At 41.0% G+C, this 20,059-nt stretch carries 17 protein-coding genes; 7 read left to right on the forward strand and 10 right to left on the reverse strand.

Translation table 11 applies throughout. From position 1 onward, the window contains the following. Positions 1 to 223: 223 nt before the first annotated feature. Both fadB and fadA read left to right on the forward strand, forming a co-directional pair. A complete protein-coding gene (fadB, locus tag F896_RS01275; protein WP_004802278.1) occupies positions 224 to 2,377 on the forward strand; it encodes a fatty acid oxidation complex subunit alpha FadB in 2,154 nt (717 codons plus the stop codon). A gap of 12 nt (positions 2,378 to 2,389) precedes the next feature. Next, positions 2,390 to 3,562: an acetyl-CoA C-acyltransferase FadA gene (fadA, locus tag F896_RS01270; RefSeq protein WP_016165096.1), complete on the forward strand. Its 1,173-nt coding sequence runs from the start codon at positions 2,390 to 2,392 to the stop codon at positions 3,560 to 3,562. Positions 3,563 to 3,625: 63 nt separating this feature from the next. Here fadA and F896_RS01265 read toward each other — a convergent pair whose 3' ends face one another. The 3 genes from F896_RS01265 to F896_RS01255 all read right to left on the reverse strand — a co-directional run bounded on the left by F896_RS01265 (position 3,626) and on the right by F896_RS01255 (position 6,947). After that, positions 3,626 to 4,132: a hypothetical protein gene (locus F896_RS01265; RefSeq protein WP_016165097.1), complete on the reverse strand. Its 507-nt coding sequence runs from the start codon at positions 4,130 to 4,132 to the stop codon at positions 3,626 to 3,628. 203 nt (positions 4,133 to 4,335) lie between these two features. Then, positions 4,336 to 6,141 (reverse strand): ABC transporter ATP-binding protein, encoded by a 1,806-nt coding sequence (locus F896_RS01260; RefSeq protein WP_016165098.1) that lies wholly within the window; start codon positions 6,139 to 6,141, stop codon positions 4,336 to 4,338. Between the two features lie 56 nt (positions 6,142 to 6,197). Continuing rightward, positions 6,198 to 6,947, reverse strand: a complete 750-nt coding sequence (locus tag F896_RS01255) for a hypothetical protein (protein WP_016165099.1) — start codon at positions 6,945 to 6,947, stop codon at positions 6,198 to 6,200. 171 nt (positions 6,948 to 7,118) lie between these two features. On the opposite strand from F896_RS01255, the gene F896_RS01250 reads away from it, so the two are divergent. From F896_RS01250 to F896_RS01235, 4 genes are all read left to right on the forward strand, one after another. Beyond that, positions 7,119 to 7,814: a DsbA family oxidoreductase gene (locus tag F896_RS01250; protein WP_016165100.1), complete on the forward strand. Its 696-nt coding sequence runs from the start codon at positions 7,119 to 7,121 to the stop codon at positions 7,812 to 7,814. 591 nt (positions 7,815 to 8,405) lie between these two features. Beyond that, positions 8,406 to 9,827 (forward strand): hypothetical protein, encoded by a 1,422-nt coding sequence (locus F896_RS01245; RefSeq protein WP_016165101.1) that lies wholly within the window; start codon positions 8,406 to 8,408, stop codon positions 9,825 to 9,827. 226 nt (positions 9,828 to 10,053) lie between these two features. Beyond that, positions 10,054 to 11,187 carry a hypothetical protein gene (locus tag F896_RS01240; protein WP_016165102.1) on the forward strand — a complete coding sequence of 378 codons (1,134 nt, stop codon included), beginning with the start codon at positions 10,054 to 10,056 and terminating at the stop codon, positions 11,185 to 11,187. Positions 11,188 to 11,321: 134 nt separating this feature from the next. After that, positions 11,322 to 12,218: a hypothetical protein gene (locus F896_RS01235; protein ID WP_016165103.1), complete on the forward strand. Its 897-nt coding sequence runs from the start codon at positions 11,322 to 11,324 to the stop codon at positions 12,216 to 12,218. 93 nt (positions 12,219 to 12,311) lie between these two features. Here the strand turns inward: F896_RS01235 and htpG are convergent, their stop codons facing one another. From htpG to F896_RS01210, 5 genes are all read right to left on the reverse strand, one after another. Next, positions 12,312 to 14,231 carry a molecular chaperone HtpG gene (gene htpG, locus F896_RS01230; protein ID WP_016165104.1) on the reverse strand — a complete coding sequence of 640 codons (1,920 nt, stop codon included), beginning with the start codon at positions 14,229 to 14,231 and terminating at the stop codon, positions 12,312 to 12,314. 114 nt (positions 14,232 to 14,345) lie between these two features. Next, positions 14,346 to 14,696, reverse strand: coding sequence for a lysozyme inhibitor LprI family protein (locus tag F896_RS01225; RefSeq protein WP_032882570.1), 351 nt, complete (start codon positions 14,694 to 14,696; stop codon positions 14,346 to 14,348). Positions 14,697 to 14,832: 136 nt separating this feature from the next. After that, a complete protein-coding gene (locus F896_RS01220) occupies positions 14,833 to 15,417 on the reverse strand; it encodes an OmpW/AlkL family protein (RefSeq protein WP_004802248.1) in 585 nt (194 codons plus the stop codon). A gap of 418 nt (positions 15,418 to 15,835) precedes the next feature. Next, positions 15,836 to 17,257 carry a Na+/H+ antiporter family protein gene (locus tag F896_RS01215; RefSeq protein WP_004802246.1) on the reverse strand — a complete coding sequence of 474 codons (1,422 nt, stop codon included), beginning with the start codon at positions 17,255 to 17,257 and terminating at the stop codon, positions 15,836 to 15,838. Between the two features lie 121 nt (positions 17,258 to 17,378). Next, the gene (locus F896_RS01210; RefSeq protein ID WP_016165106.1) at positions 17,379 to 18,254 is read right to left on the reverse strand and encodes an alpha/beta fold hydrolase; all 876 of its coding nucleotides are present in this window, start codon (positions 18,252 to 18,254) and stop codon (positions 17,379 to 17,381) included. 113 nt (positions 18,255 to 18,367) lie between these two features. Here F896_RS01210 and F896_RS01205 point away from each other — a divergent pair, with 113 nt between their 5' ends. Next, complete coding sequence (locus F896_RS01205) at positions 18,368 to 18,853, forward strand: DUF4442 domain-containing protein (RefSeq protein WP_016165107.1); 486 nt, start codon at positions 18,368 to 18,370, stop codon at positions 18,851 to 18,853. A gap of 62 nt (positions 18,854 to 18,915) precedes the next feature. On the opposite strand, the gene F896_RS01200 is transcribed toward F896_RS01205, so the two are convergent. After that, on the reverse strand, positions 18,916 to 19,275 hold the full coding sequence (locus F896_RS01200) for a YMGG-like glycine zipper-containing protein (RefSeq protein WP_004774022.1): 360 nt from the start codon (positions 19,273 to 19,275) through the stop codon (positions 18,916 to 18,918). Positions 19,276 to 19,662: 387 nt separating this feature from the next. Then, on the reverse strand, positions 19,663 to 20,028 hold the full coding sequence (locus tag F896_RS01195) for a hypothetical protein (RefSeq protein WP_016165108.1): 366 nt from the start codon (positions 20,026 to 20,028) through the stop codon (positions 19,663 to 19,665). Between the last annotated feature and the right edge of the window lie 31 nt (positions 20,029 to 20,059).

Below are 20,059 nucleotides of genomic sequence, written 5' to 3' on the forward strand. Positions count from 1 at the left end.
TAAACACTCTATTTCGCTCGAAAAATTTATTTTTATTCATGATTTAGCAATTCAAGTCTAAGCTTACAATAAATTGATGACCCTAGCGTCACGGCTTGATACAACTTGTTATGTCCTTTTTGGATATAGTTATCGTAAGATTAGCGAAGCTTTTTTGTGTGCTGAACTGCACACACGCTTTATGACATCCACTCAGAATCCTCCACAACAAGGGAGATCAGGCATGATCCACGCTGGCAATGCCATTACCGTCCAAATGCTTGCGGACGGAATTGCAGAATTCCGCTTTGACTTACAAGGTGAGTCGGTTAATAAATTTAACCGTGCAACCATCGAAGACTTCCAAGCAGCGATTGCTGCAGTGAAAGCCAATAACGATATTAAAGGCTTAGTTGTTACCTCTGGCAAATCAACATTCATCGTTGGTGCTGATATCACTGAATTCGGCCAAAACTTCGCTGCGGGTGAACAAGCGATTGTTGATTGGCTTATGCCTGTACACGAAATCTTCAACAGCTTTGAAGATTTAGACCTACCTAAAGTTGCTGCGATCAATGGTACAGCGCTTGGTGGTGGTTTTGAAATGTGCTTGGTGTGTGACTATCGTGTGATGTCAGAACAAGCGCAAGTGGGCTTACCAGAAATCAAATTGGGTATCTACCCTGGTTTTGGTGGTAGCGTACGTTTAAGCCGTTTAATCGGTATCGACAATGCCGTTGAATGGATGGCAATGGCGAACCCGAAAAAACCTGCTGCTGCACTGAAAGATGGTGCTGTAGATGCAGTTGTTGCTGCTGACAAATTACAAGAAGCTGCTGTTGACCTCGTTAAACAAGCCATTGCTGGTCGTTTGAACTGGAAAGCAAAGCGTCAAGAAAAATTAGATGCAATCAAATTGAATCCACTTGAACAAATGATGGCATTCAATACGGCGAAAGGTGCGGTCCTTGCGAAAGCAAACCCTGCTCAATACCCTGCTCCAAAATTATTACTTGATTCTTTACAAGCTGGTGCAAGCTCAACACGTGATGACGCGTTAAAAGCAGAAGCACAAGGTTTTGCAAAAGCAGCGATTACGCCACAAGCAGGTGCATTGATTGGTTTATTCATCAATGACCAAGTGGTGAAGAAAACTGCGAAGAAATATGAGAAAGGTGCTCACCCTGTTAACCAAGCTGCTGTATTAGGTGCGGGTATCATGGGTGGTGGTATTGCTTACCAAGCGGCAAGCAAAGGCACACCAATCATTATGAAAGACATTGGTAACCCACAACTTGCACTCGGTATGAAAGAAGCGAATGGCTTGCTGACCAAGCAAGTTGAACGCAAAAAAATGAAACCTGCGCAAATGGGTGAAACACTAGCTCGCATCCGTCCAACTTTAAGCTATGACGAGTTTAAAGAAGTGGATATCGTGATCGAAGCCGTGACTGAAAATCCAAAAGTCAAAGAAATCGTACTTGCTGATACTGAAAAGCATGTTCGTGAAAACACGATCATTGCATCTAACACATCAACAATTTCAATTACACGTTTAGCGAAAGCATTACAACGTCCTGAAAACTTTGTTGGTATGCACTTCTTCAACCCAGTACACATGATGCCACTTGTAGAAGTGATTCGTGGGGAAAAGACTTCTGAAGAAGCGATTGCAACAACTGTTGTTCTTGCTCAAAAAATGGGTAAAACACCAATCGTTGTCAACGACTGCCCAGGTTTCCTCGTAAACCGTGTGTTGTTCCCTTACTTTGGTGCATTTGACCTTCTTGTCAAAGATGGTGCAGATTTCCAACAAGTTGACAATGTGATGGCGAAATTCGGCTGGCCTATGGGTCCTGCATACTTGATCGACGTTGTTGGTATCGATACAGGTGTTCATGGCGCAGAAGTGATGGCTGAAGGTTTCCCTGACCGTATGAAGCCAGACTACAAAGGTTCTATCGAAGCGATGTACGAAGCAAAACGTCTTGGTCAAAAGAATGACGTTGGTTTCTACAAATACGTGTTAGACAAGAAAGGTAAGAAAGCGAAAACTGTTGATCCAACAGCATATGAAATCATTGCACCTTTCGTGACTGGCGAAAAACGCGAGTTTGACAACCAAGAAATCATTGACCGTATGATGCTTGCTTTCTGTAACGAAACAGTTCGTTGCTTAGAAGACAACATCGTTGCAACTGCTTCTGAAGCAGATATGGCGATGATCATGGGTGTAGGTTTCCCTCCATTCCGTGGTGGTCCATGCCGTTATATCGACCAAACAGGTGTTGCTGAATACGTTGCGCTTTGCGACAAATATGCACACTTAGGTAAGGCTTATGAAGCGCCACAAATGTTGCGTGACATGGCTGCTAACAACACAAAATTCTACGGTTAAGGAGCGACGTGAATGGCTACTTTAAATCCACGTGACGTTGTGATTGTTGATGGCGTTCGTTCTGCCATGGGCAAATCACGTAACGGTATGTTCCGCAATGTACGTGCCGACAGTTTATCTGCTGAATTAGTACGTGCACTTGTTGCTCGTAACCAGTTTGATACCAACGAAGTTGAAGATGTAATCTGGGGCTGTGTCAACCAAACTTTAGAGCAAGGTATGAACATTGCTCGCAACATTGGTTTATTGGCTGATATTCCAAAAACTGCTGGCGGTCAAACAGTAAACCGTCTTTGTGGTTCTTCAATGCAAGCAATCCACACGGCTGCTGCACAGATTGCAACTAACCAAGGTGATGTATTCATCATTGGTGGTGTTGAGCACATGGGCCACGTCGGTATGATGCACGGCATCGACCTTAACCCAGAAGCATCTAAACACTATGCGAAAGCATCGAACATGATGGGCTTAACAGCTGAAATGTTAGGTCGTATGAACGGTATCTCTCGTGAAGAACAAGATGCTTTCGGTGTTGAATCTCACCGTCGTGCTTGGGCTGCAACACAAGAAGGTCGTTTCAAAAACGAAATCGTGGGTGTTGAAGGTCATGATGCCAATGGCTTCAAAATCCTTTGCGACGTCGATGAAGTGATTCGTGCTGATGCCAACCTTGAAGCATTCAAGGCATTGAAACCAGTGTTTGATCCTAAAGGTGGTTCAGTCACAGCAGCAACTTCTTCTGCTCTTTCTGACGGCGCATCAGCAATGTTGCTTATGTCTGCTGAACGTGCTCAAGCATTGGGTTTAAAACCACGTGCCGTGATTCGTTCAATGGCAATTGCAGGTTGTGATGCTGCGATCATGGGTTATGGTCCAGTACCAGCAACTCAAAAAGCGCTTAAGCGTGCTGGTTTAACCATGGCGGATATCCAAACCATCGAGTTAAACGAAGCATTTGCTGCTCAAGGCTTATCAGTGATGAAAGGCCTAGGCGTTTATGACAAACAAGACATCATCAACTTGAATGGTGGTGCGATTGCATTGGGTCACCCATTGGGCTGTTCAGGTGCGCGTATCACAACAACCTTGTTGAACGTGATGGAACAACAAGATACACAAATCGGTCTTGCGACGATGTGTATCGGTCTTGGTCAAGGTATCGCGACTATTATCGAACGTGTTTAATCGACACTAAGATAGAAAAATCCCCGCACTAAGCGGGGATTTTTATTTATTCAATCAGACAACTTAATAAGGCTGTTTAAAACCTCTTAGCCCATCTTGGATTTGTTGTTGTAATCTCAAAATATCATCAGCATTAATCTTGACCGTACCATTACGAATCCCATCAATATTATTTCGATTAATATTCAAAGGTTCCAGCATTTTAAAAATACCATTACTTGGGTCAGAAGACTGAAAACCTGAAGCAACTGCTAAGATATATTGCTGTAAAATAGGAGAATACTGAGACAAGTCTGGTTGCGCTGCCATCGGTTGATAATTGATGACCACTGGATTTTCACTCACGCCTGAATTCTGCATGTCATTATGCATTTTATAGACATAATGTTGCAGCGCCTGACGGACTGGCTTGTCTTCTTGAAAGGGAACAAAACCCACTTCTTCACGTAATTCAGATTCAGCCATGACCCGAATGGTCGGCAATGAGGTCACTTCATCATTTGCCTGTACGACAGGTATGCCCATAAAAGCCAATACAGTGATCAGGGCGGATCGTTTAAGAAAATTCATCTCTTGCTCCAAACATCCCTCATCCATAAGAAGATAATGAGTTAAATAAAAGCATCTAAGAAATAGGCTACAGCAAAGTGATGTTTGATTCAGTATAGGTCGGATAAACGGTAAATCTCCTTTAAATTATGAGATATCTACCTACCGGAAAGATGTTGAATTAATGCAAAATCTAAGGGTGCTTTAAACTAAATGAGACTCCACTAACTATGGGTTTCCTCTTCATCATCACCTTCAAAAGTCTTGGAAATTTTTTCGATATTGAGACTCTTGGCCATCGCATCAAAAATATTTTTATACACCCCTTGTTGCTGATAAAGCTGATGATGCTCACCATGTTCCACAATCCTGCCGTCCTGCATCACATAGGTATAATCCGCATCAATAATTTGTGACAGACTATGTGAAATGATAATTACAGTACGACCTTGCTTGATCTCATCCAGACTATGTTTGATCTGTTCAGTTGCAATCGCATCCAGACTCGCAGTCGGTTCATCCAGAAAAATAATCGGTGGATTTTTCAGGAACATGCGGGCAATCGCAATACGCTGTTGTTGTCCACCCGACAATAATAGTGCATCGGATTGATAGGCCAACGGCAATTTGAGAATCTGCTCATGAATCGAGGCTTTCTTCGCAGCTAGGATGATTTCATCCTGCGTCGCATCCATCTTACCGTAGCGGATATTCTCCTCAATCGTGCCCTGAAAAATATGATTCTTTTGCAGGACTAAGCCAATATGATCACGTAGATATTGGGTATCTATCTCGGTCAATGAACTTCCATTCAGTAGAATTTCTCCAGACTGAGGTAAATAAAATTTATCTAGTAGACTAATTAAGGTTGATTTACCTGCACCCGACAAACCCACCAACGCGGTAATCTTATTCGGCTGAATGGTGAGGTTGATGTCTTTCAGCGCATGAAAACCATTGGGATAGAAAAAATTCACCTGCTTGAGTTCAAACTTGCCAGTTAATGGCTGTGGTTTCAGTTGCCCAGAAGTTTCTATTTCATCATCAGCCTCTAAAATCTTAAAAAAGCTTTCTGCATAAATCATCGCATCATTCACTTCATCATAGATGCGATGTAGGGAGCGAATCGGGGCAGAGACATTATTGAATAACAGAATATGAAACATGATCATGCCAATGCTCATATCACCGACCAGAACAAAATAAGCCGTTAAAATGATAATGAAGACGACACCGATCTGTTCAATAAAGGTTTTTAAGCCATCAAATAGAAAACTGAGTTGACGGGTTCGCATCTGATCATCGGTCAGTTGTTTTTGCAAGGTCAGCTGTTTTTCCGCCTCAATTTGCTCACGGTTAAATGACTTAATCACCGTGATCGACTGAATGATACTTAAAGTCCCCTGACTTTTACGCTCCCGACCATCACGTAAATTACGTCGTGTACCACTGAGTTTCTGTGCCTGCTTAAAGGTAATCCAGAAATAAATCGGCACAATGCTCAACGCCACCAAACCAATCCAGAAATTGGCATAAAACATCAGACACAGGGCGATAATGGCACTACTAAACAATGGAAAAATATCAATAAAGAAGATTTGCACCAGTCGGGTAATCGACCCAATTCCCCGATCAATTCGGGTCTGTAATTTTCCTGCTTGGTTATCATCTTGGGTAAAGAAGGCCAGACGGTATTGTAGAAACTTCACAATGATCGACTGCGCCACATCCTGTGAAATCAAAATCCGTAATTTCTCGCCAAAGAACTTTTGTCCAAACTGAAGAAAAATATTCAACACTTCCTTGCTCAATAAAATCACACTGATGGTAATCAGGATATGCCAGCCTGCATTTAAGCCCTGACCAGACTCAACCACCGCATTGATCTGATCAACTGCATATTGCAAAGTCAGCGCATTCACCTGTGCCGTCAAGGCACCAATCAAGGTCAACACCAGTGTCACTGCAACCAGCCATTTATAGGGGAGCACAAATGGTTTTACTTTATGAAACAGCTGCCATAAATTCATATTGTTGAGGTCTACCTCTTCGATGCCTACACTGAAAGCTATGTGATCGATCTTGTTTACAGTTCTTCTTCTAAAACCTCAGCATTATTCTGTTTAATCTTCTCCATCTTGGCATTCAGTTTTAATACATCTTGGTAAAGTGTGTTGAATTTTTTCACTTGAGCCGTCTCGCGGAACAAGATCATTTTATCCTTCCTTTGCCACTGATATTTCTTCAGCATATCAAACATGGCCTGTGCCTTTTCAATGATTTGCTGCTCGATTGGGAAAATATCATGGGCTTTATCCGCTTTCAGATTATTCTCCAATTTGGCTTGGAGTGAACTTCTCATCTCATTCTGGATCGCCAGACTTTTTGCCTGCTGCATAGCACTGGCCTGGATTTGTTGCCGTGCCTGCTCATATTCAGCAGATGCTTTACGGACATTCACAAACATCTGCTCCGTGTCCTTGTAGTTCTGCTTACGGTCCTGATCCAGACGCTCAACATCTAAAAAGGTATCCCAATTGGCGGCTTTGAGTTCACGTAAATAACGATTACGGGCTTCTACATTTTGCATCCAGTAGTTCAGTAGAAACTCAGACATCAATTTATAATCGCCCGCCAAACGATCATCATGAATATCCAACTGCACAGGGGTCGACCAATCCTGTGCTTGATCATATAGTTCGCGCATTTTCTCAGACATGACCACCTCAAACATTTGCTGATTATTGATCGCACGCTGCTTCAGGGTATGCTGATAAAAGAAAAATGAACCAATACAAAGGACTACAACAGTCACAAAGATTAAAAAACGGCGCATATTGCCTCCAAGTATAATTATATTTTTTATGTTCTGGATTTAGTTTAATTGATAAAACACATGCAGTTATAGTCCTTTTTATTTCTCGTAACGGAGCATTACATTTTCATCGCTTTAAATTCTATACGTTCGCCCCTATTATCTGTTTAACGAGAATTGAAGAGATCCACCATGCGTGTAGATATTTGGTCAGATGTGGTCTGTCCGTTTTGTTATATCGGTAAAAAACGTCTTGAACATGTTGCCCAAGAAGCGGGTATTGAATTAGACATTCATTGGCATAGCTTTGAACTGGATCCAAATGCACCTGCTAAACACGACACCTCAAATACTGAACGGTTAGCCAAAAAGTATGGTCGTAGTTATGCTGAAATGGAAGAAATGGAACGTAATGTTGCAGCCATGGCCGCAGTAGAAGGTATCGACTTTCAATGGCAGAAAGCCAATTCAGGCAATAGCTTCAATGCACACCGTATTATTCACCTTGCGCAAAGTAAGGGTTTGGGAAATGAAGCAAAAGAAGCCTTCTTCCATGCATACATGACTGAAGGTCTTACGATTGGTGAGCGTGAAGTGGTTGAAGAAATTGCCTCACGTATCGGTCTAGACAATGCCGAAGTGGAATATGTACTGGACTCAGATGAACTTGCAGATTTTGTGCGTCATGATGAGCAAATTGCCCATGAACAACTCAAAGTGACTGGCGTACCATTCTTTGTCTTTGATCAAAAACTGGCACTTTCAGGTGCTCAACCGCGTGAGATTTTCTTACAGGCGATGCAACAAGCACAGTCAGAATCAACTGAAGAAATTGAGCAAACCGATGCAGCTCAATGTAATGATGATCAATGCGAAATTAAGTCTTAGGCTTGATTAACCCTAAAACCGTTTTCACCTCTGTATGAAAACGGTTTTTTAATCTTTAAATTTTCACATTCCCCTTTTGTTTCAGTCTTTTATCTTTGAATAAATACCGCTTATCGACAGTCATGATTATTTCAATAATGACATATTTTCATTTGCTGAGCTTTTCACCAATAGATATGTGAAAGTGATCACAACTCATCCATAAATTTATAGATAATTTTTTATCTTATGATCTATTTATTCGATTCATTATTTTAAAATGTTTTTATTTTCAAAGAGAAACCATGATCTATATCTCGATTTAGAATACGTAAATGAGATTTTATACTAACTTGACCGCTATGGATTTTACCTCCTTTTCTTCTATAATCGTCATAAAGTGACAATCTTTTGTGATGAAAATGTTGCGTAGCGATCTCTTTTAACACAGGTCAAATTACAAATAGATCCGAAGATCAAAGCACTTGTCACACGTATAAGACAGCATACTTTATCGACTATAACTGATTACAACCTGTTTGAAATTGCTGTCACTTTGTCCTAATTCATGATTTAAAAACAGGCTCAAGCCTATCTCTAAGGAAACAATCGATGGACGTATTAGAGAAAGCACTCTTGGTTGATGAGCTCAAAACCCTCGTCGACGGGCTGAATGATGATAAAACATCACTTTTTGAAATTGCTAAATCAAAACAACGCATCAAAGACATTTGCGCATCTTGCGACGATCCTAATTTTCAGGATCAGCTCAGCCCATTTAAAGAGTTTATTCTAAATGAAGAATTCTCTGCCGACGACTTAGCGCTTTATGGCTACACCTTGACTTACCGCGGTACTTATAACTTTATGGGACGCGTAGAAAATGCCTTGTTTGCTTCGGCAGATATGGGTTGGGCCGCATTACGTCAAGCACAACATTGGCAAGTTTGGGTGATTCGTCCCGCACTTTCATTCCTTAAAAGCCCTTGGCTCAACTCATCTAAAGATGCCTTACAATGGTTACAGAGCCATGCCAGTGTGTATGTTAAAACAGACCACGAATTACAGAATTTAATCCCAATATTAGAACCTATTCAAGCTGATGATGCTGAAAAAGCTGCAAATAAAGATAGCCTATCCATTATTAAGCAACAAACAGCTCAGTTTAAGTCACAACTCGATGCCATTATTCAAGAAAAAATTCAACCGGCTCAGATCACACCTTCTGCTCAAGCCACAACACGTGTGAAACCGAGTTTTAGACAAAGTTCCGTTGCTTCTGCAAATCTTAACAAGGCCAAACCATTGGCATTGAATGATTTTAGTTTAGATGGCTTACTCTGTAGATTGGAGCGTATTGATGCACGCACCTTTCCATCTCTGTATCGGGTCGATTTGCATAACGAGATTGATCAGAATATAAAAATTGATTGGCTCTATCTCAAAGCAGAGAATGAAGCACAACCACTTTGGGGATCAGCACAAATTTTTATTGCTGAGCAACTTTATGCACAAGGTCAATTTTCACATTACGTGGTCTTGGTCGGAACTCATAGTGTTGAATATGCAACCACGATTTTACAGGCCTATACCGATCAACGTCATACGCGAACCAGTTCTATTCATCAAACGAGCTGGAATAATTTTAAACAGCATTATCACCAACATGAGACCTTGTTTAATGAGTGCATTATGAATGGCACTTTGGTCTGGCAGCGTGATCAGCGTGTCTATCCATATATTCCTGCATCCTTTATTAATATACAGAAATTCATTCCCTTTGATGAGACTGCTGCGACCTTCTTTACGCCCGTGATTTTGTTACGAGAGCGTCAAAAAATACGTGTCATCCATGGCTTAGAGCGTGTGAAGTTATCTAATGAAGATCAAGCCTATCCATATCTATTACTCGATCGTACCGATGGCTATACATGGCAATTGATTCGTCAAGTCATTAGCCGTTTACCACAACCCATTTCGGTACATGATCTTTATCAGGCACTCGAAAATAGCGCTCTGCCTGAATCATCTTAAACAAGGCACAGCTATACTTTTTAATTCAGGCAGTCTTATGCTGTGACTCGACTATTGGCTATTTTTTCCAAAAGGATTTGGATCAGCTAGTCTACTTTTATTTCACTAAGCCCTTATGATTTCTAGCATTTTTATACAGCTAAATTGCTTTTTTTTGTTTCTAATACTTGATTTTATTGCCTCAATCATCAAAAGTTAACATAAGAACAATATATAAGCCTTCATTATGAATAATTTACAGCAAATGGTACCAACACGTATCTTTTTTGCTTTGCTAACACTTTCACTGGGTACGCTGAGTGTTACCAACGCAGAAACCAACGCTCAAAACCAGCAGCCGAATTCTGCTACGAATGCGACCACAGTAAATAGCGATGAGAATGCATTGGACTATATTCCACGCTGGGTCGATGCTACGCCAACAATTTTTCCTGCACAATCCAATCAATCCACGGTCCCTGCAACTGCCGAAACTGAAGACAAAACTTGGGCGGATAAAAAGCAACGCAGTATCCGTGAATGGGCGGATCGTACTTCGGTCAAAATTGATGATTGGTTTGGCGATGTCGATCCTGAAAATCCGGCCTCTGCCACCATTCGGGTGATGCTAGATAACTACTGGAATGAACATGATGGTTATGAGGTCAAGCCACGTATTCGCGGTAAAATTAAGTTACCAACCTTAGAGAAAAAAGTCAGCGTGGTATTTGGTGATGACTCTTTAGATGATGAATTTAAAAATAATGTTGCCAATACCAATAACCAACCTAATTCAGATCCGGATAAAAAATTTGACTCCAAACAAACCCGAGACAGTAACGGCTCCTTAGCCTTACGTTGGTCAAATTTTTCCAAGAAACTCCCTTTTGAAACCGATGCTGACCTCGGTATCCGTTCGGGTAGCGATATTTATGCCCGTTTAAGAGCGGAAAAACATTGGGATCTACGCAATGATTTCCGCTTTAATGCAGAACAAATTTATCGCTATGGCAGCAAAAGTGAGAATTATTTAAGAACTAATTTAGAATTGATCCATGCGCGTCCCAATCAGCCCTTTTTATCAAACCAATTCAGCTTAACTTATGCCGACAAGCAGGATGATGATTTGTGGTGGGATAACCGTCTTTTCCGCCAACACCAGTTCTTTGCCCATAACAACTTTAACTATGGGATCTATACGGGTGGCTATTACAACAAAGATGAACTCCGTTTAAACAGCTGGGGACCTTTCGTGTCTTGGCGACAACCACTCTGGCGTGAATGGTTCTATGTACAAGGCGATCTGAATTATTTTAATGATCATCGCGAAGACCGCAATCATTTTGTCAGCACATTCGTTCGACTCGAGACTTTATTCTAGTACTGAAATGACCTGTCATGATGCCCAGTTGGAATTCCGATTGGGCATTTTTATTAAAAAAAATTAAGCCCAGTAAATAAATGATTAAGCTTAAACTGCTATGCTTGTTTTCTTTTATTTTTCTTCACTTTAACATGGATCAACGATACGCTCTGGCTGTGTATTTATTGATTGTAGGCAATCTTTGCCTCGGTGAGCTACTTACACCCATCTTTCCAATGTTCTTACCGCTCAGCAGACATTTCTCGCGTACATCACATGTATTTTTAGATCAAAAGGCTGGGCATCCCCACACTCAAAAGCAAACCACAAAAACGTTGGCTTGCGATGTTGCAACAGAAAGACCTGAAGATCAGCTCAGTGATGCACAACTAAGCCAGGAATTGATGGCCGTTTTTGGTGAAGACTCATTATGGCAACGTGCACAACAGCCTCCTCCCCTAAAAAAGCTTGGTAAAACCAGCAAGCACCCATCGCATAAAAATATCAATACGCCCAATCCTGTCAGCGCGAGTTGGAGTACGATTTCAAGCTGGTTGCCCTTTAACAATGATCTGGACTTAGGTTCGAACTCAAATACTGATATTTATGTGCAATTTCTTGCCAAGAAGCAATGGAACTTACATTCAGGACTGAATCTGGATACGGCGCAAATCTTTCGTTATGGCTCAAGCAGTAAAAACTATGCCGAAACCAATCTGAATTTAACCCAGATGTTTCAGCAACAAGCACTATTTTCGACTCAATTCAATCTGTCTAAGACCCAAGATGAAGACTACACTTGGCGTAATCGGACTTTCCAGAAATTACACTTGCTCTCCAAAGACAACCTTAGTTATGGGATTGTCAGTGAAGGTGATTATGAAAAGAAAGAACTTCGAGTCAATCAATGGGGACCTTATTTTTCTTGGAAACGCCCGATTTGGCGTAACTGGCTGTATATGCAAAATGATCTTAATTATTTAAATGTTCCTGCCGATAAACAGGACAATCATTTCAGCTATCAAATGAGCTTTGAAGCTCACTTCTGATGAAAATATCGACACTACTGTGGATAACTTTAAAGTTATCCATACACATAAAAAAACCTCCGCCGAAGCAGAGGTTTTTTGTGATCAAAACACTTATTTCAATAACAAGCTATTAATACGTTTAACATAAGCTGCTGGATCTTCTGGTAAGCCACCTTCTGCAATCACAGCCTGATCAAAGATTACATTGGCCAAATCATCAAACTGCGCTGAGTTCTCTAATTTTTTCACCAACGGATGCTCAGGGTTGATTTCCAAAGTTGGCTTAATTTCAGGCACAGCTTGCCCTGCTTGTTTCAACATACGGATCAGCTGTGGTGAAAGCTCCCCTTCACTAGTGACTAAACATGCAGGAGAGTCCACCAAACGCGTGGTCACACGGACTTCCTTGGTTTTATCTTTTAACGATGTACTTAAACGATCCACCACGGGCTTAAACTGTTCAGCCGCTTGCTCTAAGGCCTTTTTCTCTTCAGCATCTTGTAGATCACCGAGATCGACTGCGCCTTTAGACACGTTCTGCAATGACGTACCATCAAACTCAAATACAAAGTTCATGGCCCACTCATCAACACGATCCGCCATGAGTAACACTTCAATGCCTTTTTTCTTGAAGACTTCAAGTTGTGGCGAATTTTTCGCAGCCGTTAAATTATCTGCAGTCACGTAATAAATCGCTTTCTGCCCTTCTTTCATGCGTGACTTGTAGTCAGCAAAAGACGTACTGATCTCATCATGATTTGAAGTTGCATAACGCAATAATTTTAAGATACGTTCACGATTGCCCGTGTCTTCACCTAAACCTTCTTTCAATACTGAGCCAAATTCAGTGTAGAAGGTTTTAAATTTCTCTTGGTCTTTCTCATCTTCCGATTTTGCCAAACCATCCAGTAAGGTTAATACGCGACGCGCATTACCTTCACGAATGGTTTTCACATCACGGCTTTCTTGTAAAAGTTCACGGCTGACGTTCAACGGTAAATCAGCACTATCTACAACGCCTTGTACGAAACGTAAGTAGTTTGGAATCAGGTTATCCGCTTCATCCAAGATAAATACGCGTTTTACATACAGCTTGATGCCTGCTTTTGCTTCGCGAGTAAATAAATCTTGTTTGGCCTGACTTGGAATATACAGTAACTGGGTATATTCGGTGCTACCTTCTACGCGGTTATGCGCCCACGCCAAAGGTTCTGCAAAATCGTGGCTCAGGTTTTTATAAAACTCGATGTATTGCTCATCAGTGATTTCACTCTTGTTACGCGTCCATAACGCACTGGCTGAGTTAATCGCTTCCCATTCATCAGTCTTGACCATTTGACCGCCTTTCGGTTCTTCACCTTCAGCGACTTCTTCCTCTTGCCATACTTCTTTTTGCATTTCGATTGGCAAGCTGATGTGGTCAGAATATTTATTGATGATTTGTTTAACTTTCCACGACTCTAAATAATCCAGTGCATCATCACGCAAATGCAAGATGATGTCAGTACCACGCGTTGCTTTCTCAATCGTTTGAACTTCGAACTCGCCTGTACCACCACTGATCCAACGCACAGCTTCAGCCGCATCCAGCCCTGCACGACGCGATTCAACAGTAATTTTATCGGCAACAATAAAACCTGAGTAGAAACCAACACCAAACTGACCAATCAACTGGGCATCTGATTTTTGGTCGCCTGTCAGTTTAGACATAAAGTCTTTCGTTCCTGACTTTGCAATGGTACCTAAGTTATCAATGGCTTCTTGCTGGCTCAGACCAATCCCGTTATCTGAAATGGTTAAGGTTTTATGGTCTTTATCTAAAGTTACGCGGACACGTAAGTCTGGATCATTTTCATAATATTCAGGGTGATTAATTCCTTCAAAACGTAACTTATCGCAAGCGTCCGATGCATTTGAAATCAATTCACGTAAGAAAATTTCAGGGTTGGAATACAGTGAATGGGTCACTAAATGTAATAACTGAGCAACCTCAGCTTGGAAACTATAATTCTGTGCGACTTGTTCACTCATAAATCACTCCTTATCTGTGCTTATATCTTTGGAATGATTTATGAATGGTGCATATCTTGGATTTTTCAATCCTTGATGCTAATTTTTAAGCTAAAAATCGCACAAAAGTTACAATTAGAATGGACCTTGGCTTAAGACTCGTGTTTGTAGAAGTTGATCTAACTGTTGCTGTCTTTGTGCATAAGCACGCTTCAGACAAGGGCTATTGGCAGCACAGGAATTACGTTGTTTTAGCCATTTAAATTGTTGATCTTTCTCTGCATCACGCCCTCCCATAGGTAAAGCATGCAGCATAATTTGGTAGGTCGTCGCCAGTTTGACATCGGCATCGTTTAAACTACGGTCATTGCAGATCTGCTGCTCAGCTTTTAGCTTCGCAGCCTTACAAGAGAAACTAGCTGCCTGGGCTTGGGACAAAAATAATAAGGGTGTGAGTAATAATGCTGTCGTTATCAGTTTTTTCATCATGAATCATTCACTTTTATTTAAGCTTATGTCTCAGCATACAAAACTTAAGTGTTGAAGCCTGTATCGGTTTTATATTCAAATTGCAAAAATAAAAAACCTCACACAAGGTGAGGTTCTTCAATCATTCACTGACTTAGAACTTGTAGCTATAACCTAATGTATACACCACTGGATTGAGATCTAAATCAAATTTAGTACCATCCACCAAGGTGACTTCTGGGCTAATGTCCGCATAACGTACATCAACATAAACACCCCAATTTTTAGCATCTGCAGGTTGGAAGTTAAAGCCCAACTGACCGGCAAAACCAAATGCTTCTTTCACATCTTTCGCTACACCCTTTTCATTCCAAGGGATGAAGGCTGTACCACCAACACCAATATAAGGTGTAAAGCGTGTTGAGTTTTTAAAGTTATATTTTGCTGTAATCGTAGGTGGTAATTGGCGAACACTAGCAACTTTTTCACCATTTAATAGTACGTCATGATTAATTGGTGTTGCTAATAATAATTCAGCAGAGAATGGTGTTTCACCAAAAAAATACTCAACTGAAGGTGTAAATGCAAACTCATCATCACCTTTAACCGTTGCACCTGGGGCCAATGTTGTATCCGCAGTCGGGTTAATAACACTCGCACCCACTTTAACTTGAAAGCCCCCTGCAAATGCAGTTGAAGATAACCCCAATAATGCTACAACCAATGCTTTCTTTAACATTAAAACAACCTCTTTAACAATTTATGTTCTTGTTCAACATAATAAACACGGGTTTTTACATTATGCAATACTTATTAATTCCGACCATTTAAATCTATTTTGTAATATATTGAATATTAATAAAATATAATTGTTAAAATATGTAATATTTATTAATCCAGACCATTTTAGTCCACTTAAGCCACTATAAAACCTAGTATTTTAATCAGAATGTATTAATTTAAAATGTTAGATAAAGTTTTTAGAAAAATTTAATTTAGATGAATTAAAAAATATAATCATATAAAACTTAATATTAAAATCACATTATAAAATTAGATTAAAAAAGAGACAAAAAATGTCAAATACTGATTATTTTTATATTTTAATTCTAGAAAATACACAAGCATAAAAAATGGCTCTTAACGAGCCATTTGCATTATAAAATCATTGCGGCAATCCAGCCAAAAATAAGCAGTGGGATATTAAAGTGTATAAAAGTCGGCACAACTGTATCCCAAATGTGATCATGTTGACCATCTACACCTAAACCCGCTGTTGGTCCTAAAGTAGAATCAGATGCAGGTGAACCCGCATCACCTAATGCCGCAGCGGTACCAATTAAAGCGATCGTTGCCAATGGTGAGAAGCCAAACTGTACGCACAAAGGCACATAAATCACTGCCAGCACAGGCACACTTGAGAACGATGAACCAATACCAATCGTCACGAATAAGCCGATAAAGAGCATCAGGAACGCGGCTAATGCATGGTTATCACCAATGATATGCACCACGCCATTGACCAGATGGGTGATATCGCCTGTATGGGTCATCACTGAGGCAAAACCGGCCGCAGAGATCATGATAAAGCCCACCAGAGCCATCATACGCATCCCTTGTACAAACACATCATCGGCATCTTGCCATTTAAAAATCCCAGAAGCAGATAACACAGCAAAGCCGACTAAACCACCGAGAATCATCGAACCTGAATACAATTGTGCAACCAGAGTTAAACCGATCGCCAGCACAGCCATAAACATGGTTTTCTTGGAGATATAAGGTACATTCTCCGCTTCTTGTTTGAGTTCTTCAGCATCAGCTTTGAGATCATATTCTGCTTGTGTGGTCACTTTCAGTGGCTTATCTAGGTCAATCGTTTTGACTGGCGTAATTGAACGATCAACATAAATACGCGGCTTACGATAGCTAATAAATACCGCAACTAAAGTACCAATCACCATCCCTAAGACTGGAATCGCCATACCGATTGGCATCATGCCCCGTTCCACATGTAAGCCGTAAGCGGCGCCAATCTTGTTGATATTGCCCATCAGAATCTGTTCAAGGAAGATCGCGCCAAAGCCAACTGGCAGGAAAATATAGGTTCCCACCAAACCCAACGTCATGACACATGCTGCCGCACGTCGATCCAGCTTTAAATGATTCATCACTTTTAATAAAGGTGGAACTAAAACGGGAATAAACGCAATATGCACCGGAATGAGGTTTTGAGAGAAGATTGCAGCAATCAGCAGAATGGTTAATAACAGATATTTCACCTTTTTCTGTTGATTTTTACCTGCTTCCATCCCCAATAAACCAATCAGTTTATGCGCAAGTAAATCTGGCAATCCAGACTTTGAAAGTGCCAATGCAAATGCACCTAATACCGCATAAGCCAAAGCAACTTCAGCACCATCGCCTAAGCCTGCATTAAACGCTTCTACAGTTTGAGAAAGACTTAGACCAGCGACCAAGCCTCCAATAATGGCTGAAATCACCAAAGTGAGAACAACAGAAACTCGTGCCAGTGACAAGATAAACATCACGGCAATCGCAATTACGACAGCATTCATGAACAAATTCAGGAGCAAAGAAAAGGCGACATTCTAGCAGATTCATTATCATGAAGCTGAAAATATCGCCGAATTGTGCTGCATCTCAAGTGATTTTTAGCTTAATAAATCCACTAAAGCATTAAGCAGCTTGGCGTTGCACGAATTGACGGATCAGTTCAGCAATTTTTTCTGGCTGACTCAATACCGCCCAGTGATTGGCATCGAGTTCAACATACTCAAATTTTTCTACCCATTTTGGCATTGATTCAGTAATGTACTCTGGGCTCACAAAAGCATCACGCTGTAACACGATCGCTTGTACAGGGCATTGTGCATAGCGTTGACGTGGTTGAGTCAATGAAGGAATAAAGTTGGCACGATATAGGTTAATACCATATTTACCATCCGCCACAATATTGGCATTCAATGGCAAATCTTTCTTCTTTTCCAAACCACTTAAGATCTTGCCCCATTTTTCAGGACTAAAGAATGTCCATACCGTTGGTGCAACTAAAGGTAAATGGAAAGCACCGATATACCAAGATTTGGTCAGCATTTTTAATACATTGCTTGGTGCAGATTTAAATTTTTCACGCAAATACAAAGAAGCATGATCTAAACAAGGACCTGAAATCGTCGTATAAGACAATAAGCGACCTTTTAATTTTGGTTCAGTCGCAGATTCCCAAGACTGTAATGAGCCCCAATCATGTGCTGCCATGTGGAAATTACGGTTAGGTAGAACTTGATCCACCACTTCTTGCAAGTCTAATGATAAACGCGGCAAACGGTAATCTTTAATACGCTTAGGAATCGAAGATAGACCTGCACCACGCACATCATAAGTCACCACGTAATAATCATTGACCAGTTTTTCAATGATCGGCTCCCAAACTTCCTGATTATCTGGATAACCATGCACTAAAACCAAAGGCGTTTTTTTCTCATCTCCCCATGTTTTGACACATAGAGTTTGCTGATCCGATGTCGTGATTGTTTTGACTTGTGCTTGCATAATTTTTTCCCATTTTGTTTTCTATCGGCTGTTCATAAAACAGCCATTGCCAGCGATGCAATAAAAATGATACTTATGGAGTATGAATAGAGTTGCAAGAAAAAAAATTGACCATGAAAGACTTTTTCAAAAAAATTCGAACCATTCCCGCGATATCCAAATTTATGCTCAATCATTACTCACCTTATCGCGGTGCAGGTATTGAGATTGAAACCATTGATCTGGATGATTATTACATTCGCGTCAAAATGCCACTGACCCGACGTAATCGCAATATTGTAGGGACACATTTTGGCGGTAGTCTTTATTCAATGGTCGACCCTTTTTATATGCTGATTTTGATTCATCATTTAGGTCATAAATATATTGTCTGGGATAAAAGTGCCACCATTAATTTTCTATCACCAGGCCGAAATACGGTCTATGCTGAGATTCAACTGAGTCGCGATGAAATCACTGAAATCAAAAAACTGGCAGAGAATCATGAGCCCGTTTTACGTCATTACACCCTAAATATTGTAGATGATGCAGGAACACGCATCGCAGAAGTCGAAAAAGTTCTTTATATCCGTCGTAAAAAACCCAAAGCCAGTGCTTAGCTTCATTCAGATAAAAATGCCTGCAATCGTTTGCAGGCATTTTTGAATCTGATGAGCAGAAATTATCTCTTTTTCTCTTGGATTGCGGCACCAGCACCACCACCGATTGCACCACCGATTGCAGCGCCTGAGTCACCACCAAAGATTGCTTTACCAACGACAGAACCGATACCAGCACCAATCGCGCTACTGGTGGTAGAGCTGCTATTCGCGCCTTTCGCATTGGCACCTACACCTGCACCCGCAGCTGCACCAACACCCGCACCTAATCCGCCACCGACATGGTTACCTAGACCGCCACCTACAGCACCGCCAAGGGCTGCTGTACCAATACGCTGGTCAGAGGCACTCATATTTTGACAGCCCGTGAACATTACCGCCGATAAAACTAAAGTTGAAACTAAACCAATTGTTTTTTTCATGACTATACTCACTTCTATACGTTCTATTGAAAAGCATAATCTTCTTTTATGGGAAATTTGATCACATTGTGTTATCGCTATGTCCCAATCGATTGATATTTTGTAAAGGTAGATTGTTGGCTCAAGCCAGCTAAAGCGGCTTATAAGTGGGGAAATACACAAAAGTAGAAATAATTTGGATACGCTGAATTAAAAATTTGGTGTATTCAGAATGCTTAAAACAAATAGCAAACAGGCTAGATAAATAATCAGTATTTCATCTTAAAGCTCTCTCAGCAATCTTAGTTTCATCACTGAGAGAGGCTCTTTTAAAATGACAGGGATAGAAATAACCTAATTTAAATCGTTAAATCAGCACCACCGTCATCAGCAAGTTTAAGCTCAGGCTTAGTACTTACCTTTTTTCTCACCATAAGCAGATCCAGCACTACCACCAAGTGCGCCACCTACCGCAGCACCAGAGTCGCCACCCAATACTGCACCACCAATCACCGCACCTAAGCCAGCACCGATCGCACTGTTTCTGGTATTTTTACTATTTGAGCCTTTTGCATTCGTAGCAACACCTGCGCCAATCGCAGCACCAAGACCAGCACCCAAATTACCACCAACGTGCTTACCTACCGCACCGCCTGCACCGCCACCAATTGCAGCAGAACCAATACGTTTGCTTTCTGGACTTGCATTCTGGCAACCCACAAATAGCGTGCTTGACATTAAAGCGACACCCGCAACCATCATCATTTTTTTCATTCGTACTACTCCTCTCTCAGATGTGCATAGG

Origin of the sequence: Acinetobacter genomosp. 15BJ (assembly GCF_000400715.1) — a bacterium.
GTDB lineage: Bacteria > Pseudomonadota > Gammaproteobacteria > Pseudomonadales > Moraxellaceae > Acinetobacter.

Coding starts and splice junctions, on each gene's coding strand:
- F896_RS01245 (WP_016165101.1), top strand. CDS start 8,406: ATGGACGTATTAGAGAAAGCACTCTTGGTTGATGAGCTCAAAACCCTC.
- F896_RS01235 (WP_016165103.1), top strand. CDS start 11,322: ATGGATCAACGATACGCTCTGGCTGTGTATTTATTGATTGTAGGCAAT.
- F896_RS01225 (WP_032882570.1), bottom strand. CDS start 14,696: ATGAAAAAACTGATAACGACAGCATTATTACTCACACCCTTATTATTT.
- F896_RS01255 (WP_016165099.1), bottom strand. CDS start 6,947: ATGCGCCGTTTTTTAATCTTTGTGACTGTTGTAGTCCTTTGTATTGGT.
- F896_RS01195 (WP_016165108.1), bottom strand. CDS start 20,028: ATGAAAAAAATGATGATGGTTGCGGGTGTCGCTTTAATGTCAAGCACG.
- F896_RS01265 (WP_016165097.1), bottom strand. CDS start 4,132: ATGAATTTTCTTAAACGATCCGCCCTGATCACTGTATTGGCTTTTATG.
- F896_RS01200 (WP_004774022.1), bottom strand. CDS start 19,275: ATGAAAAAAACAATTGGTTTAGTTTCAACTTTAGTTTTATCGGCGGTA.
- F896_RS01205 (WP_016165107.1), top strand. CDS start 18,368: ATGAAAGACTTTTTCAAAAAAATTCGAACCATTCCCGCGATATCCAAA.
- htpG (WP_016165104.1), bottom strand. CDS start 14,231: ATGAGTGAACAAGTCGCACAGAATTATAGTTTCCAAGCTGAGGTTGCT.
- F896_RS01250 (WP_016165100.1), top strand. CDS start 7,119: ATGCGTGTAGATATTTGGTCAGATGTGGTCTGTCCGTTTTGTTATATC.
- F896_RS01260 (WP_016165098.1), bottom strand. CDS start 6,141: ATGAATTTATGGCAGCTGTTTCATAAAGTAAAACCATTTGTGCTCCCC.
- F896_RS01220 (WP_004802248.1), bottom strand. CDS start 15,417: ATGTTAAAGAAAGCATTGGTTGTAGCATTATTGGGGTTATCTTCAACT.
- F896_RS01215 (WP_004802246.1), bottom strand. CDS start 17,257: ATGAATGCTGTCGTAATTGCGATTGCCGTGATGTTTATCTTGTCACTG.
- fadB (WP_004802278.1), top strand. CDS start 224: ATGATCCACGCTGGCAATGCCATTACCGTCCAAATGCTTGCGGACGGA.
- fadA (WP_016165096.1), top strand. CDS start 2,390: ATGGCTACTTTAAATCCACGTGACGTTGTGATTGTTGATGGCGTTCGT.
- F896_RS01210 (WP_016165106.1), bottom strand. CDS start 18,254: ATGCAAGCACAAGTCAAAACAATCACGACATCGGATCAGCAAACTCTA.
- F896_RS01240 (WP_016165102.1), top strand. CDS start 10,054: ATGAATAATTTACAGCAAATGGTACCAACACGTATCTTTTTTGCTTTG.